The organism is Nocardia sp. CA-135398, assembly GCF_050955845.1.
Lineage (GTDB): Bacteria > Actinomycetota > Actinomycetes > Mycobacteriales > Mycobacteriaceae > Nocardia.
The window spans coordinates 6,208,169-6,222,516 of sequence record NZ_CP192084.1; the positions used below are offsets into that span (position 1 = coordinate 6,208,169).

The 14,348-nt window shown below is 65.8% G+C and carries 13 protein-coding genes; 5 read left to right on the forward strand and 8 right to left on the reverse strand.

Features of this window, described 5'->3' with window-relative positions; genetic code table 11:
- Positions 1 to 18: 18 nt before the first annotated feature.
- The 3 genes from ACQP1T_RS27425 to ACQP1T_RS27435 form a co-directional block, all read right to left on the reverse strand.
- Positions 19 to 2,115 (reverse strand): amylo-alpha-1,6-glucosidase, encoded by a 2,097-nt coding sequence (locus ACQP1T_RS27425; protein WP_433755937.1) that lies wholly within the window; start codon positions 2,113 to 2,115, stop codon positions 19 to 21.
- Entirely contained in the window at positions 2,112 to 2,357 is a 246-nt protein-coding gene (locus ACQP1T_RS27430; protein WP_433755938.1) for a hypothetical protein, read from the reverse strand. The genes ACQP1T_RS27425 and ACQP1T_RS27430 overlap by 4 nt, the downstream gene beginning before the upstream one ends.
- A 156-nt stretch (positions 2,358 to 2,513) precedes the next feature.
- A complete protein-coding gene (locus ACQP1T_RS27435) occupies positions 2,514 to 2,738 on the reverse strand; it encodes a hypothetical protein (protein ID WP_433755939.1) in 225 nt (74 codons plus the stop codon).
- Positions 2,739 to 3,016: 278 nt separating this feature from the next.
- Here ACQP1T_RS27435 and ACQP1T_RS27440 point away from each other — a divergent pair, with 278 nt between their 5' ends.
- Positions 3,017 to 3,649, forward strand: a complete 633-nt coding sequence (locus tag ACQP1T_RS27440; protein WP_433755940.1) for a response regulator — start codon at positions 3,017 to 3,019, stop codon at positions 3,647 to 3,649.
- Here ACQP1T_RS27440 and ACQP1T_RS27445 read toward each other — a convergent pair.
- Positions 3,646 to 4,434 carry a sigma 54 modulation/S30EA ribosomal C-terminal domain-containing protein gene (locus ACQP1T_RS27445; protein ID WP_433755941.1) on the reverse strand — a complete coding sequence of 263 codons (789 nt, stop codon included), beginning with the start codon at positions 4,432 to 4,434 and terminating at the stop codon, positions 3,646 to 3,648. The two genes, ACQP1T_RS27440 and ACQP1T_RS27445, sit on opposite strands and share 4 nt — an antisense overlap.
- 138 nt (positions 4,435 to 4,572) lie before the next feature.
- Here ACQP1T_RS27445 and ACQP1T_RS27450 point away from each other — a divergent pair, with 138 nt between their 5' ends.
- Complete coding sequence (locus ACQP1T_RS27450) at positions 4,573 to 6,420, forward strand: GAF domain-containing sensor histidine kinase (protein ID WP_433755942.1); 1,848 nt, start codon at positions 4,573 to 4,575, stop codon at positions 6,418 to 6,420.
- Here ACQP1T_RS27450 and ACQP1T_RS27455 read toward each other — a convergent pair.
- Positions 6,310 to 7,509 carry a beta-ketoacyl synthase N-terminal-like domain-containing protein gene (locus ACQP1T_RS27455; protein WP_433755943.1) on the reverse strand — a complete coding sequence of 400 codons (1,200 nt, stop codon included), beginning with the start codon at positions 7,507 to 7,509 and terminating at the stop codon, positions 6,310 to 6,312. The two genes, ACQP1T_RS27450 and ACQP1T_RS27455, sit on opposite strands and share 111 nt — an antisense overlap.
- Before the next feature lie 216 nt (positions 7,510 to 7,725).
- Between ACQP1T_RS27455 and ACQP1T_RS27460 the strand changes: the two genes are divergently transcribed.
- From ACQP1T_RS27460 to ACQP1T_RS27470, 3 genes are all read left to right on the forward strand, one after another.
- The gene (locus ACQP1T_RS27460) at positions 7,726 to 9,069 is read left to right on the forward strand and encodes a diguanylate cyclase domain-containing protein (protein ID WP_433755944.1); all 1,344 of its coding nucleotides are present in this window, start codon (positions 7,726 to 7,728) and stop codon (positions 9,067 to 9,069) included.
- A 10-nt stretch (positions 9,070 to 9,079) separates the two neighbouring features.
- The gene (locus ACQP1T_RS27465) at positions 9,080 to 9,418 is read left to right on the forward strand and encodes an antibiotic biosynthesis monooxygenase family protein (protein ID WP_433755945.1); all 339 of its coding nucleotides are present in this window, start codon (positions 9,080 to 9,082) and stop codon (positions 9,416 to 9,418) included.
- Positions 9,419 to 9,502: 84 nt separating this feature from the next.
- Positions 9,503 to 11,947 carry a HelD family protein gene (locus ACQP1T_RS27470; RefSeq protein ID WP_433755946.1) on the forward strand — a complete coding sequence of 815 codons (2,445 nt, stop codon included), beginning with the start codon at positions 9,503 to 9,505 and terminating at the stop codon, positions 11,945 to 11,947.
- Positions 11,948 to 12,008: 61 nt separating this feature from the next.
- Here the strand turns inward: ACQP1T_RS27470 and ACQP1T_RS27475 are convergent, their stop codons facing one another.
- The 3 genes from ACQP1T_RS27475 to ACQP1T_RS27485 form a co-directional block, all read right to left on the reverse strand.
- Positions 12,009 to 12,461, reverse strand: coding sequence for a universal stress protein (locus tag ACQP1T_RS27475; protein WP_433755947.1), 453 nt, complete (start codon positions 12,459 to 12,461; stop codon positions 12,009 to 12,011).
- A 466-nt stretch (positions 12,462 to 12,927) separates the two neighbouring features.
- Complete coding sequence (locus tag ACQP1T_RS27480; RefSeq protein ID WP_433755948.1) at positions 12,928 to 13,344, reverse strand: DoxX family protein; 417 nt, start codon at positions 13,342 to 13,344, stop codon at positions 12,928 to 12,930.
- 78 nt (positions 13,345 to 13,422) lie between these two features.
- Positions 13,423 to 14,304: an AraC family transcriptional regulator gene (locus ACQP1T_RS27485; RefSeq protein WP_433755949.1), complete on the reverse strand. Its 882-nt coding sequence runs from the start codon at positions 14,302 to 14,304 to the stop codon at positions 13,423 to 13,425.
- Positions 14,305 to 14,348 lie beyond the last annotated feature (44 nt).

Sequence of the window (14,348 nt, forward strand, 5' to 3'; positions counted from 1 at the left end):
CCCGGTCATCGGTCCAGGTCAGGAGTCGGATCGACGCAGCTTTCCGGCCAATCCGCTGAGCTGCCAGCCCCCATTGTCCACGGTGACGGTGAGCACATCCGACCCCACCCGCACTCCGCTGACCCGCAACGGCAGATACCGATCCGGCACCGCGGGAGCGACCGACGCGGACCCGGTGCCCGGCTCCAACCGCAACATACTCCGCATGAAAAGCAGCGGCGCCGCGGACGCCCACGCCTGCGGTGAGCACGAGGTCGGATACGGCACCGGCGCGTCGAATTCCGCACGGTCGAAACCGCTGAACAGCTCGGGAAGTCGATAGCCGAAGCGGGTCGACGCGTCGAGCACTCCATCGATCACCCGGTTGGCGTGTTCGGTGAAGCCGTAGCGCATCAGTCCGGCGGCGCAGATCGCGTTGTCGTGCGGCCACACCGATCCGTTGTGATAGCTGACCGGGTTGTAGGCACCCATATTGGTGGCCAAGGTGCGAATCCCCCATCCGCTGAACATCTCCGGCGACAGCAGGTGATCCGCGACCGAGCGCGCCTTGTCCGCATCGACGATGCCGGTCCACAGGCAGTGCCCCATATTCGAGGTCAGCGCGTCGATCGGCCGCTTGTCCCCATCCAAACCGATGGCGTACCAACCGTGCTCGGGCAACCAGAACGCCTTGTTGAACGCGTCCTTCAAGGCGGCCGCCTTGACGCGGAACCGGTCGGCGGTCCGGTGATCGCCCACATCGGTCGCGAGCTCGGCCCGCGCCAGATATGCCGCGTACACATATCCCTGCACCTCGGCCAGCGCGATCGGCGCATCCGGCAGCCTGCCGTCGGCGAAGTTCACCCCGTCCCAGGAGTCCTTCCATCCCTGATTCGCCAAGCCGTGATCGGCCGCGCGCTGGTACTCGACGAATCCGTCGCCGTCCGCATCACCGCATTGCTCGATCCACTCCAGCGCCCGGTCCGCGTGCGGCAGCAGTTCGTCCCTGGTTTCGGCATCCAGTCCCCACCGGTGCAGCTCACCGAGCAACATCACGAACAGCGGTGTGGCATCGGCGGTTCCGTAGTACACGGTGTCACCACCGAGCAGAGTCGTCGCCGCCCGCCCGAACCGCACCTCGTGCGGTATCTTCCCCGGCTCCTCCTCGGTCACCGGGCGCACCTCGGTGCCCTGCAGACCCGCCAGACTCTGCAGCGTGCCGACGGCCAGCCGCCGGTCCAGCGGCAACACCATCCAGGAGGTCAGCAGCGAGTCCCGCCCGAACAGCGCCATGAACCACGGCGCCCCGGCGGCGACCACCGCCCGCTCCGGATGACCGGGATCGAAGATGCGCAGTGCGCCGAGATCGACGACGGCACGCCGCAGCACCGCGGCGAGGGTCTGATCGTCGGTCTGCACCGACGGCGAATTCTCGTACCATTCGCGCATCCGCACGGCGGGCGCGCTGTGCGATATCGGATTCCCACACAGATGCCGCGGCGTCACCGCCGATCCGAGCGTCGGCTGATACTGGATGCATACCGACCATTCGCCGCGCCCGGGCAGATCGACCTGCCAGCGCAATTCGCGATCGACCGCGGTCGCCCCCGCGGCGGTCACCGTCACCGCCAGCGGAAGATCGGTCCGGCTGATCTCGACCGTGCCCGCCGTCGATTTGCTCTTGGTGACCACCACGCTGTCGCCGATGCGGCCCTCCTTCACCTCGAACAGATCGGCGAAATCGGCATCGAGCTCGAGCACGACGGCACAGCTGATCGCCGCACCGGAGAGATTGCGGACGGTCACGTCCTCGCGCATGCCGTCGCCGACATACCGCGCGATGGTCACCAGTGCGGTGCTGTCGGCCCGCCCGGCCCGCGGCGGCGTCCTGGCCAGCAGGGTCGCGCTGAAGGGTTCGGTGTGCTGGACGGCGAGCGGTTGCGGCGCCGACCCGTCGACGGTCAGCCGCCACCGGGACAGCACCCTGGTGTCGCGCACGAACAAGCCCTCGGCCCGATTCGGGCTGATGACACCGCCGTCCTCGCTGATGCAGAAGGTCGAGCCCTCGACCAGTGTCACCCCGGCAACGGCTCGTGGCGCCCTGGGATCGGCGCCGTCACCCCAGGGGCTCGTCAAGCGACCGGGGTGGGCAGCACGGCCCGGCTCGTCCGCTCACCGGTCAGGATGCGTCGATACGGCCGTTCGGGCTTGCGGGCCGACCGCAGCGGGTTGAACCAGTGCTGCGCGGCCTGATGGCGGGCCCGTCGGTCGAAGGTGTCGAGCCGCTCCAGCGCATCGGCGCACCGCACCAGCGCTACCCGAGACGCCAAAGGCTCCTCGTGCGGTTCGGGGTCGTCGGCTCCCATCAGTGGACGCACCCGCTCAGTGTAGTGGCGGCATCCCCGCGGATCATGGAACTCGGTGATCGTCACCGGTTTTCGGTGCGCCGTCCTGCTCCACTTTCATCCGGCCGACGAAGACGAGGTAGCCAACGCGGAGCGGTCCGAATCGGTGTGGTGCGATCGGCCCGATCTTCACGGACACGTCCACACTTCTTCGGGTCCCAGCTCCGGATCGATAACGGGAATCTCCCGAATGGCGCGGCCCTGCGCGAACCGCCATTGCACGCCGCATTCGCGACACCGGAACAAAGTGTCCCGGCGGTCGACGAGGGTGCCGATACCCTGCGAACCGCAATCGGGACAGCTCTGCGGCGGACCGAAAATATTGCCGAAATCGAGCGTCGCTGAATATCTCATTGTTCGAGACACCTTTGCATGGGGCCCTCCAAGGCCGCGCTGCCTAATCCCGCTATGAATGACTTCGGCCCCAGCATACCCGGAACCCCGATGCGCACAATATCATTCGAGCGGTCGGTTTTTACCGGCGTTTCGATAGCGTGCGCCGGTAAATTCGAGTTGCCATTACTCGAAATTGTCGCTTCCGATATACCGGCGCGGCTCGCCGAGGGCTACCTTGTCGGGTAGGACTGAACGCAGGGTGCGCTCGAGATCCCCTGCACCGCAAAGGAGGTCGCGTGATCACAGTGTTCCTCGTGGATGACCACGAGATCGTCCGACGCGGCCTCGTCGACCTGCTGGAGAGCGATCCGGAACTCACCGTCATCGGCCAGGCCGGGGACGTCGCCGACGCCATGGCCGGTATTCACGCGCTGCGACCCGATGTCGCTGTACTGGACGTCCGACTTCCCGACGGGAACGGTATCGAACTGTGCCGTGACCTGCTCGCCGAAATCGACGATTTGCATTGCCTCATCCTGACGTCCTACACCGATGAACACGCCATGCTGGATGCGATACTCGCGGGCGCGAGTGGCTATGTCGTGAAGAACATCAAGGGTATGGAATTGGCCGAGGCGATCAAACAGGTCGGTGCCGGACGTTCGCTGTTGGATAACCGCGCGGCGGCCGCACTCAAGGCCCGGCTACGTTCCAGCACCGAAAAGGACGGACCGCTGGCGGGCCTCACCGAACAGGAACGACGACTGCTCGCGCTGCTCGGTGAGGGATTGACCAATCGACAAATCGCGGCACGAATGTTTTTGGCCGAGAAGACAGTAAAGAATTACGTCTCCCGGTTACTGGCCAAACTCGGAATGGAACGCCGCACCCAGGCCGCGGTGCTGGCCTCCAAATTGCGTCAGAGCTAGCGGATTTCGACCGGAACGACGATAGTGAGATCCCCGTCGTAGCGGCGGTACAGCAGGCGGCCGCGGCCGCTGTCGGCATCGGTGAAGAACAGGAACGGCAGTCCCTTGCGGCACAGCCTGGTCACCGCCGCCTCCTCGATCAGGGTCGGCGCCGACTCCGAATCCATGATCAGCGGTAGGGAATTCACCGTGAGCGGCCGCTGCGCCGGCGCCTGCGGCGGCTGTGTCGTGCGCTGTCTGGTCAGCCGGACACCTATCGGATCCGCCCAGCTCACCAGGGCATCCTCACCGGTTTCGGCATCGATGAACAGGTAGGAGTCGTAATCCATCGCATCCATCACCGCCGTCGCCTCGGCGGGCGTACCGGTCAGCAACGCGCAGCGCTTCCTCCGCACGATCGGGCGCGGCTCGGTGACCCTGGCCAGGGGCGGACGCGCCGGATCGGGCCACTCGCGTGACTGTTTGGTCGCCAACCGGGCGATCTGACGGTCCAGCCGTTCCACCGCGAAAGTCACCGCGAAGCCGCGTGGACCGGTGACCTGCACCCGGGTCGGGGTGTCGTGTATGCGAATGTTGGCCTGTACCAAGGTGGGTTCGTCCGAATCCACCGGCGCGGTTACCCGCACCCGTGCCGCCGCGTCGAGGTGGTACCGGCGCAGTACGCGGCCGATCCCCCGCACCGCCCTGGTCACATCCGCGGGCGGCACCGCACCCCGGGTGGTCACGGCCAGTTCGGGGTCGGCGGCAGTGGCCCACAGCTCCGAGGAACGCAACGGCGAATTCATAGGACATCCCTACTTTCTATTCCCGGTGTGCGACCATGCCATCACCGCTACGCCACCGCGAACAGGGCCGAAAGTCCTCGATCGACCAACTAGACTGGCGTACGCGCTGTTACGCGCCTGCCAGAACAGGATGCCGTCATGACCGAAGAGCTGGGCAGCGGCCTCTACTCGGTACGCGACACGCTGTCGCAACTTCGGCTCCGGGAGCTGCTGTCGGAGGTCAAGGAACGCGTCGAGCTGATCATCGATTCACGCGACCGGATGGACGGCTTGGTCGAGGCGATGCTGACCGTCACCTCCGGCCTGGACCTCGATGAAACGCTGCGCGCCATCGTGCATACCGCCATCAGCCTGGTCGACGCCCGCTACGGCGCGTTGGCCGTACGCGGGCACGAACAGCAGGTCACCCAATTCCTCGACGAGGGCATCGACGACACCATCAGGCAGCGCATCGGCCGACTGCCCGCCGGGCACGGCGTACTCGGCGAGGTGTTCACCCAGCCCAAACCGCTTCGCCTCGACGAACTCTCGAAACACCCTGCGTCCGTGGGATTTCCGGAACACCACCCGCCGATGCACACCTTCCTCGGCGTCCCGGTTCGCATCCGCGACGAGGTCTTCGGCAGTCTCTACCTGACCGAGAAGGCCAACGGTCAGCCGTTCACCGAGGACGACGATGTGCTCGTGCAGGCGCTGGCGGCCGCGGCCGGTATCGCGGTCGACAACGCAAGGCTCTACGAATCGGCGCGCACCAGACAGGCCTGGATCGAGGCCACCCGCGATATCGCCACCGAATTCCTCGCGGGCACCGAACCCGATCTGGTGCTCGCCCATGTCGTCGACCATGCGCGCACACTGACCGGATCGCATCAGTCGTTCCTGGCCAGCACCGTGATACCGCAACTGGAACCCGCCGCGGTCTCCGAACTCGTCATCACCCAATGGTCCGGTCCTGGTAGCGGATTCGACGGACTGACCGTGGTCGCCGACGGCACCGCACTCGGCGAGGCCTTCACCCGTCGCACCCCGCTGCGCTTCGACGATGCCGCCCTGATCGACCTCGGCGTACCGCTGCACGATGTCGGCCCCGCGCTGATCCTGCCGCTGTGCACACCCGACGCGACGCTCGGCACGCTGGTCACCGTGCGTCCCATCGGCGCACCGCCCTACACCGACGAACTCGTCGAGCTGACCAACGCCTTCACCGACCAGGCCGCACTGGCCATGCAGCTGGCCGAAACCCAGCGCAGGATGCGCGAACTCGATATCCTCGCCGACCGCGACCGCATCGCCCGCGACCTGCACGACCATGTGATCCAGCGGCTGTTCGCCATCGGGCTCACCTTGCAGAGCGCGGTGCCGCGCGCCGAGGTTCCCGAAGTGCGCCAACACCTTTCGACGGTCATCACGGATCTGCAGGAGGTGGTCCAGGAGATCCGCACCTCCATCTTCGATCTGCACGGCGGCAATGGCGGCAGCATCGAATTACAGCAGCGGATCGAGGACGCGGTGCGCCAGCAGACCACCGATTCGCCGCTGCGGGCCACCGTGCAGGTGACCGGCCCGCTGTCGGTGCTGGAGGCCGAATTGGCCGATCACGCCGAGGCGGTGGTGCGCGAGGCGGTGAGCAATGCGGTGCGGCATTCCGGAGCAGCGACCGTCTCGGTGGAGATCAGCGTGGCCGATGATCTGACCATTGTGGTCACCGATGACGGCTGGGGCATCCCGAATCACGTGATCCGCAGCGGATTGCGGAATCTGGAGCAGCGGGCGGAGAAGTCGGACGGGCGATTCACCATCGGGACCGCGGTAGCGGGTTCGCATGAAACGGAAAGCATGCCCGGCACGAAATTGTCCTGGTCGGTGCCGCTTCCGTCAGTGGGCTCGGTCGACGGGACCGAGCACGACCATCGAATTATGGCCGCCCATGCCGAGCGACAGCTTGACCGTGATCCCGCCCTCGAAGGGCGTCGGTCCATCCAATAGTCGCTCGTAGGCGGGCGCGACGATCGGCGCGGCGGGCACGATGCCGCGGTCGTAGGCCAGTGCCGCCGCGGCCACCTCGACACCGGCCGCCGCGCCCTGGCAATGCCCGGCCAGCGGCTTGACCGAATAGACGTGCGGCCGATCGTCGAACATGCGCCGAAGCAGATCTCGCTCGGCCGCATCGCACTGCCGGGTGCCGGTGCCGTGCGCGTTGAAATACCGCACGTCCGTCGGGGCGATAGCGGCGTCGGCGAGCGCATGGCGCGCGCAGTCGAAGATCTGGGTGTGCCCGGGATCGACCGAAACCACGTGATAGGCATCATTGGTCATACCACCGCCGAGCACCGCGGCATAGGGCCGTTCGACCGAGCGGGTGAGGACGAAGGCGACCGACGCCTCACCCATACTGAAACCGCGGCTGCCCTCCTGAAAGGGGCGGCATGCCGACAGCGGTTCGGCATCGCCGACCGCGGCGCCGAGCCGAACGAAGTGCTCGAGCATCTCGGGGGTGGCCGACATATCGGTGGCGACACAGATCACGTCGTCGGCGACACCGCAGTCCAGCCACAGTTTGGCGGTGATCAGCGCGACGTTCGCCGAACTGCACGCCGCCGAGACATTCATCGACGGACCGTGGAAGCCGAATTCCTGCTGTAGCACCGAGATCGGTGTGGAGGGCAGTAATCGCAGGTATTCGCGCGAGCTTCGGTGACCGTCATCGGCCAGATAGAACTCGCGCCAGTCGGCGACGTCGCCGAGCACGATGGCGTGCAGCAGGCCGACGGTGCGGCCCGGTCGCCAACCGCGCGCAGACGCGTCGGCGATCGCCTCACGACTCGCCTCCTGCATGGCCCGCCCGTAGATGCTGGTGCTCACCATGGGATCGCCGCCATCGGGAATCAGCGAAACCCAGGCGTGCTCATCGCGGCCGACGCCGTAGCCTGGTTGTAGTGAGGCCGCGGATTTCCCGCTCAGCAGTCCCTGCCACAGGGTCTCCCGACCCCAGCCGTACCCGCTGACCGCACCGATCCCGGCGATCGTCATATGATCTTGATGGCGCTTTTCATTGTTCGGGTCGGTACCCGACATGGCATCGCTCCTTCACCGGCTCCCGGGGCCGAAGCGACGTTCGGCTCGAGAAATGTTCACAAATCCGGGTTCGGTAATGATCAACACACAGGCGGCCGCTGGGGTGCCCGGACTGTGAGCGAAGCAATAGCGTCGACGATGTGATCTTGTACACGTCGAGACCAGAATAATCCCATGTTCCAATGGCCATGATTGGGTCGACGATCGGGGGTTCGAGTGGATCAGGACAAGGCAGTCGACGCCGGGGTCGACGCCGAGCAGCTGGCCCAGCGCTACCGGTCCCTGGTCGAACACACCCCGGACGGGATCGTGGTACATGAGCGCGGCACCGTCGTGTACGCCAACCAGGCCACCGCGCGCATGCTGGCCGCCGAAAGCGCCGATCAGGTGATCGGCCAGCCGCTGACCCGATTCGTCCATCCCGACTCCGTGCCCGGCATGGTGGACCGCATCAGCCAGCTGACCACCGCGGGCGCGGCCTCCGAGCCCACCGAAATGGAGCTGATCCGGGTCGACGGCGAGATCGTCCCGGTGGAGACTGTTTCGGTGCTCACCGCATGGCACGACCATCTCGCCTATCAGGTGGTCATCCACGATCTCACCGCCCAGCGCGCCGCCGAGGCAGCGCAGCGCCGGGCCGAACAGCACTTCACCACGGTGGTCTCGCAGTTGGAGGAGGGCGTGGTGGTGATCGACCGGAACGGCCGCATCGAATCGGCCAATCCCGCGGCGGTGCGGATCTTCGGGACCGACGAACGCACCGGCGAACTCATCGGCGCCACCATCGACGAGCTGCCGCTGATCCTGCTCGACGCCAATGCCCAACCGCTTCCGCCGAGTCGGCATCCGGTCGCGCGCACCCTGGCGACCGGCGAAACGATTACCGGATACATCTTCGGCGTCGACCGGCACGACGGCCAGCGGCGCTGGCTGTCCGGCAGTTCGCGGCTGCTCAATCCGGGCGATCCGGATTCACCCGCGGTGTCGTCCTTCGCCGATATCACCGAATTCCGGGCCAGTCGAAGGCAATTGGAGTTCCAAGCCACGCACGATTCGCTGACCGGACTGGCCAATCGCTCGCTGATCCTGTCCCAGCTCGCCAATGCGCTGGCCGCCAGTGAGGATCTGCCGGTCTCCACGGTGCTGTTCATCGACCTGGACGGCTTCAAGGCGATCAATGACACCCTCGGCCACGCGATCGGCGATACCGTGCTGCAGATCGTGGCCCAGCGGTTGCAACGCGCACTGCGCGGCACGGATCTGGTCGGCCGACTCGGCGGCGACGAATTCCTGGTGCTGCTGTCCGGCCGGAACCGGCGCGTCGATCTCGAATCGCTGGTCCTGCGGCTGTGCTCGACCGTGGCCGAGCCGATCATCGCGCGCGGGCACCGGATCGAGGTGAACGCCTCGATCGGCGTGACCGAACTCGAAGAGGGCGATAACCGCACACCCGAGGCGGTGCTGCACGATGCCGATCTGGCGATGTACCGTGCCAAGCCGACCGGCCACCGAGAAGGCCCCAGCCTGGGCCGCAGACCGAATAACACGCACGCTTCCTGAGGGTTTTCCATTGATCATCGAACACGCGCTGTTGCCCGTACGCCCCTCCGATGCGGCGGCCTTCGAGGCGGCGTTCGCCGAGGCCAGACCGATCATCGAGGGTACGCCCGGCTTCCGGTCGCTATCGCTGTCTCGATGCATCGAGGCGCCCGACACCTATTTGCTGCTGGTCGGATGGGAGCAGTTGAGCGACCATGTCGACGGCTTCCGCGGGTCCGCCGGATATCAGCGCTGGAAGCAACTGCTGCATCACTTCTACGAACCGTTCCCCGTCGTCCAACATTTCACGCCGGTGCTGGCCACGGACCCGCTACCTGCGGTTACAGCGAGCCCGCCGAACCGGCAGTAGACTCGAAAACTCTGTTTTCAATGGCGTTCGCGTGCACCGTGACCTGCGTGTGCACCAGCTCATCGCGGTGACAAGGAGTTCAGTTTGCCCGACCGCCTCACTCAGGATCGTGACGCGCACGACGGCGCACCCGAGCGGAACCGCGAGATCGACCAGGAGCAGGCCTACCTGTCCGTGCTCTATGAACGACTCGACGATATGCGCGAGTACGCCACGAAACGACTGCGTACCGTCCTGCTGGAAACCGGTGGCACCCCGCAGGCCCGCACCGAACGAGAATCCTTCAGTCAGCTCTATTCCGAGGACCTGGCCAAATACGACGCCGCCGAACACGGCCTGTGTTTCGGCCGCATCGACCTCGACGGCAGTGCAGTTTCGAGCGACCTGCAAGCAGTCGCTAGCGACGCAGTTTCGAGCGACCCGCAAGCAGTCGCTAGCGACGCAGTTTCGAGCGACCCGCAAGCAGTCGCTAGCGGCCAAGAAGGCGAATACCGGTATATCGGCAGGCTCGGCATCCTCGACGAGAAGGACGATTACGAGACGCTGCTGCTGGATTGGCGCGCGCCGCTGGCCCGTCCGTTCTATCTGGCGACGACCGCCGCACCGGACGGGGTGATCCGGCGCCGACATATCCGGTCCCGCAATCGGCGAGTCACGGCCATCAACGACGAATACCTGGACCTCGACGCGGCACGGACCGCGGGGGTCTCCGATGGCGAGGGCGGAGTCGGCAGCGAGAGCGCATTGCTCTCGGCGCTCAATGCGGCGCGCACCGGCCATATGAACGACATCGTCGAGACCATCCAGAGCGAGCAGGACGCGATCATTCGCTCCGAGCACAAGAGCGTGCTGGTGGTCCAAGGCGGTCCGGGCACCGGCAAGACCGCCGTCGCACTGCACCGCGCGGCGTATCTGCTCTACACCTACCGTCAGCAGTTGGCCAAGAGCGGTGTGCTGATCATCGGCCCGAACGCCACCTTCCTCGACTACATCGGCCAGGTGCTGCCATCGCTCGGTGAGACCGGCGTGCTGCTGTCCACCATCGGCGATCTGTATCCGGGGGTGAAGGCCACCCGCGAGGATTCGCTGCGCGCCGGTGAGATCAAGGGGTCCCTGGCCATGCTGGAGGTGCTCAAGCAGGCGGTGCGCGACCGTCAAGAGGTGCCCGCCGAACCGATACGCCTGGCCTTCGACGGCTACCCGGTCACACTCGATCGCAAGATCGCCACCAAGGCGCGCGGCCGGGCTCGCTCCTCGCGGCGGCCGCACAATCTGGCCCGGCCGATCTTCGCCTCCTCGGTCATCGACGCGCTCACCGAGCAGCTGGCCCAGACCATGGGCGCGGATCTGTCCGGCGGCCACCGGGGGACGGCAGGAGACGGGGCGGGTAAGGAAAGTCTGCTCAGCCGCACCGATCTTGCCGAGATCAGGGACGAAATGCGCGCCGATCCCGAGATCCAGGCGGCCATCGGCAAGCTCTGGCCGATCCTGTCGCCGCAGGAGGTGCTCGCGGATCTGCTGGCCGATCCCAAGCGACTGGACCGGGCCGCGAGCGGTCTGCATCCGGCCGACCGAGCCGAACTCATGCGCTCGGACAACGGCGAATTCAGCGCGCCGGACGCACCGCTGCTCGACGAACTCGCCGAACTGCTCGGTATCGACGACACCGAGGAACGCGAACGCGCCCGCCGCCGCTGGCGGGCGCAAATAGCCGAGGCCCAGGACGCACTCGACATCCTGACCGGTTCGGCGCCACAGGATCTCGAGGACGACCTCGATCCGGAGATCCTGATGGCCTACGACCTGATCGACGCCAGCCAGCTGGCCGAACGTCAGGATGTGCGCAACCGGCAGACCACCGCGGAACGCGCGGCGGGCGACCGCAATTGGACCTACGGCCACGTGATCGTCGATGAGGCGCAAGAACTTTCGGAAATGGCCTGGCGAATGGTGATGCGCCGCATCCCGAACCGGTGGGTCACGGTGGTCGGCGATGTCGCGCAGACCGGCGATCCGGCAGGCGCATCGTCCTGGCAGCGGATGCTGGAACCCTATGTGGCACAACGGTGGAAACTCACCGAGCTGACGGTGAACTACCGGACCCCGGCGGAGATCATGGCGGTCGCGGGCGATGTGCTCGCCGAAATCGATCCGGCTGCGGCAGTGCCGCGGTCGGTGCGGGAGACCGGTGTGCGGCCGTGCGCCCACGCCGTCGATGCGAGCGAATTGCGCAGTGCGGTAGCACAATTGGTAGCCGCGGAGACCGGCCCGGGTACCACGGCCGTCATCACACCGCATGAATTGGTCGCGGAATTCGCCGAATTGGCGGGCGAATCCGTTCGGGTGCTGACGGTGCACGAGGTCAAGGGCCTGGAATTCGACGCGGTCTATCTGGTGGAACCACAGGGCATCCTCGACGATTCACCACGTGGGATGAACGACCTGTACGTGGCACTGACCCGTGCGACCCAGCGACTCGCGGTGGTGCACACCGGCGACCTGCCACCGGTGCTCAGCGGACTGGATTGACGAGAACGACGACAGCCGCACATCCCCGAGGAATGTGCGGCTGTCGTTTCGGCTCTGCTACTTACCTGACGGTGTGCACGATCAGCACATCCGAACGGGACTTGCGCGCCACATCCGAGGGCACCGAACCCAGCAACCGGCCCGCCAGGGTGTTCAGGCCGCGGTTACCGACGACCAGCAGATCGGCCTCGACCTCCTTGACGAGCGCGAGCAGCGATTCGACGGGCTCACCAACGATCGCACGCTCGACGATCTCCTTGGCGCCCTCTGCGGTCGCGCGGCCGCGGGCGGTGCGCAGGATTTCATTGGTGGGCGCGGAGCCGCGCACCTGGTAGGCCTCGTCCTTGAGCACATCGGCGGCGGCGGCCACGTCGCGATCGTCGGTCGGGTAGTACGCGCAGGCCACGACCAGGGTCGCACCCGCGGCCGCGGCCAGCGAGGCGGCCTTGTCGACGGCGACGTACGACGAGTCCGAGCCATCGGTACCGACGACAATGGTCCGGTAGGCGGTCATTTCTCCTCCAACTATGTGGTGTCGGGTGCCTGCGCCGGTGCCACGTGGAGTCGTGGCACCCGCGCGGCGACTGGGGTCGACCATAGCGGCAAATCGGCCGGAAATAGCAGAAATCGCAACACATCACACTGCGGGAGTTCCGGGTTTACCGACTCGGGTTCATCCGGGGAATGCCGTAGGGCCTTTGCGACCTGGGCGGACCTAATTTGCCGGTTCACTACTTGTGATACATCACAACCGGCCCGAACCTTCTTGTCCCCCTGGGATATTCATCACATTTACCGGGCCGAAGCCGCTATACGACGGCAATGTCGGCCCGACCGCGACCGGTAAGAACGTTCCCGGCCGGGCCGACGGCATCCAGCCGGTTCCCCAGTTACTCCTGATGGAGCTCCGTCGGACCGAAAATGCGGGCTGTGGCTATACGGCTCACAATATCGGCGCGATCGGCACAATCCGGTGGTATCTACAGACCGGTGAAAAGCGGTCCGGTGATGGTCAATCCGAGTTCGTCGACATGCGCGAAGAAGGCGAACAACATCAGCGAGGCGCCGGCCAGTGCGAGATCCTTGTTGAAGTGGATCATCTCGCCCTGCTTGGCCTCCGGCTCGATCTCCTTCCAGAACTGGTGCATCAGCACTGCCGTCGGCACCAGCATGATCACCAGCAGCAGTGCCCCGAGGTCGGCCCATACGCCGAGCAATACACTGAGGCCACCGAGGGCCAGCACGACACCACCGGCCAGCACCGCGACCCTCGGCTGCGGCAGGCCGCGAATCCGCGCATATTCGGTCATCGCGTCGGTCTGCGTGAAATGTCCGACCGCGGAACTGAAGAACAACACCACGAAAAGTACGCGCCCTATCAACACCAAGACATCCATCGCCACTCCTCACTCGCCGATGTGAAGGGCCGATTCCGATTCGTGCTCGAAGCGGTCGAACGCGAGCGGTCCTGCAAACTACATTCTGGTCGGAACGACCTTCGAAGTAACCTCGTTACGGGAGCGTAGCGAATTCTTGGCGTATTCCAGCGGAGCCATTCCGACTTCCGCGGTGAACTCCCGGGAGAAATGCGCTTGATCGAAATAACCCAACTCGGTCGCCAGCGCCGCGAGATCTTCGATGCGCCCGCCCGCGAGTAGATCGGCGCCGTCCTGGAGCCGGTATCGGCGCAGCACCCATTTCGGTCCGGCGCCGATATAGCGCCGGAACATCCGCTGCAATGTGCGGATCGGGATATCGAACCGATCGGTGACCTGGTCGACCCGGGTCAGTTCCAGATCCTGTTCCATGGCGGCGACGATGCGCAACACCAGTCGATAGTTGGGATCCGCCGCGGCCTTTCGACCGATCAGGAAATCCTCGATTATGGTGCGGCGCTTGATATCCGAGGATTCGGCCAATATCCGCTCGGTCAGTCCGGCGGCCTCGGGCAGCACGTCGGTCAGCGGTACGGCGGTGTCCCGGAACGCACCGACATCCAGTCCGGTGAACGCGCCGAATCCACCGGCGCGGAAGCGGGCGCCGAAGGTCTCTCCCGCACCGCTGAGCTCCCGGACGAACTTCGTCGTGCAGACGCCGTTGACGAAACCACCGGTGCGGGCTTCGGTGCGTTCGAAGGTGACGTTCACGCATGGGAACGGCAGCACCTCGGCGTAGTACGGCGGCCGACCGGTCAGATCCCAGCGCACCGACCAATACCACTCGACGAACTGCCCGACCTCCGGTCCGGCCGACAGCCGCGCCAACGAGCGATGCCTGGCCTGCTCGGCGGGATGCAGAATGCCCTTCATGTTGTCGGACGCGGGCACCGGAACCGGGGCGTCAGCCGGCCCGGTCACGACTGTCGCTTTCTTACAAGACCACTTCGCCGCGCTCGACGAGG

Excerpts from the sequence above, each read along its gene's own strand:
- ACQP1T_RS27435 (WP_433755939.1), bottom strand. The coding sequence starts at position 2,738 with ATGAGATATTCAGCGACGCTCGATTTCGGCAATATTTTCGGTCCGCCG.
- ACQP1T_RS27445 (WP_433755941.1), bottom strand. The coding sequence starts at position 4,434 with ATGAATTCGCCGTTGCGTTCCTCGGAGCTGTGGGCCACTGCCGCCGAC.
- ACQP1T_RS27450 (WP_433755942.1), top strand. The coding sequence starts at position 4,573 with ATGACCGAAGAGCTGGGCAGCGGCCTCTACTCGGTACGCGACACGCTG.
- ACQP1T_RS27455 (WP_433755943.1), bottom strand. The coding sequence starts at position 7,509 with ATGTCGGGTACCGACCCGAACAATGAAAAGCGCCATCAAGATCATATG.
- ACQP1T_RS27475 (WP_433755947.1), bottom strand. The coding sequence starts at position 12,461 with ATGACCGCCTACCGGACCATTGTCGTCGGTACCGATGGCTCGGACTCG.
- ACQP1T_RS27480 (WP_433755948.1), bottom strand. The coding sequence starts at position 13,344 with ATGGATGTCTTGGTGTTGATAGGGCGCGTACTTTTCGTGGTGTTGTTC.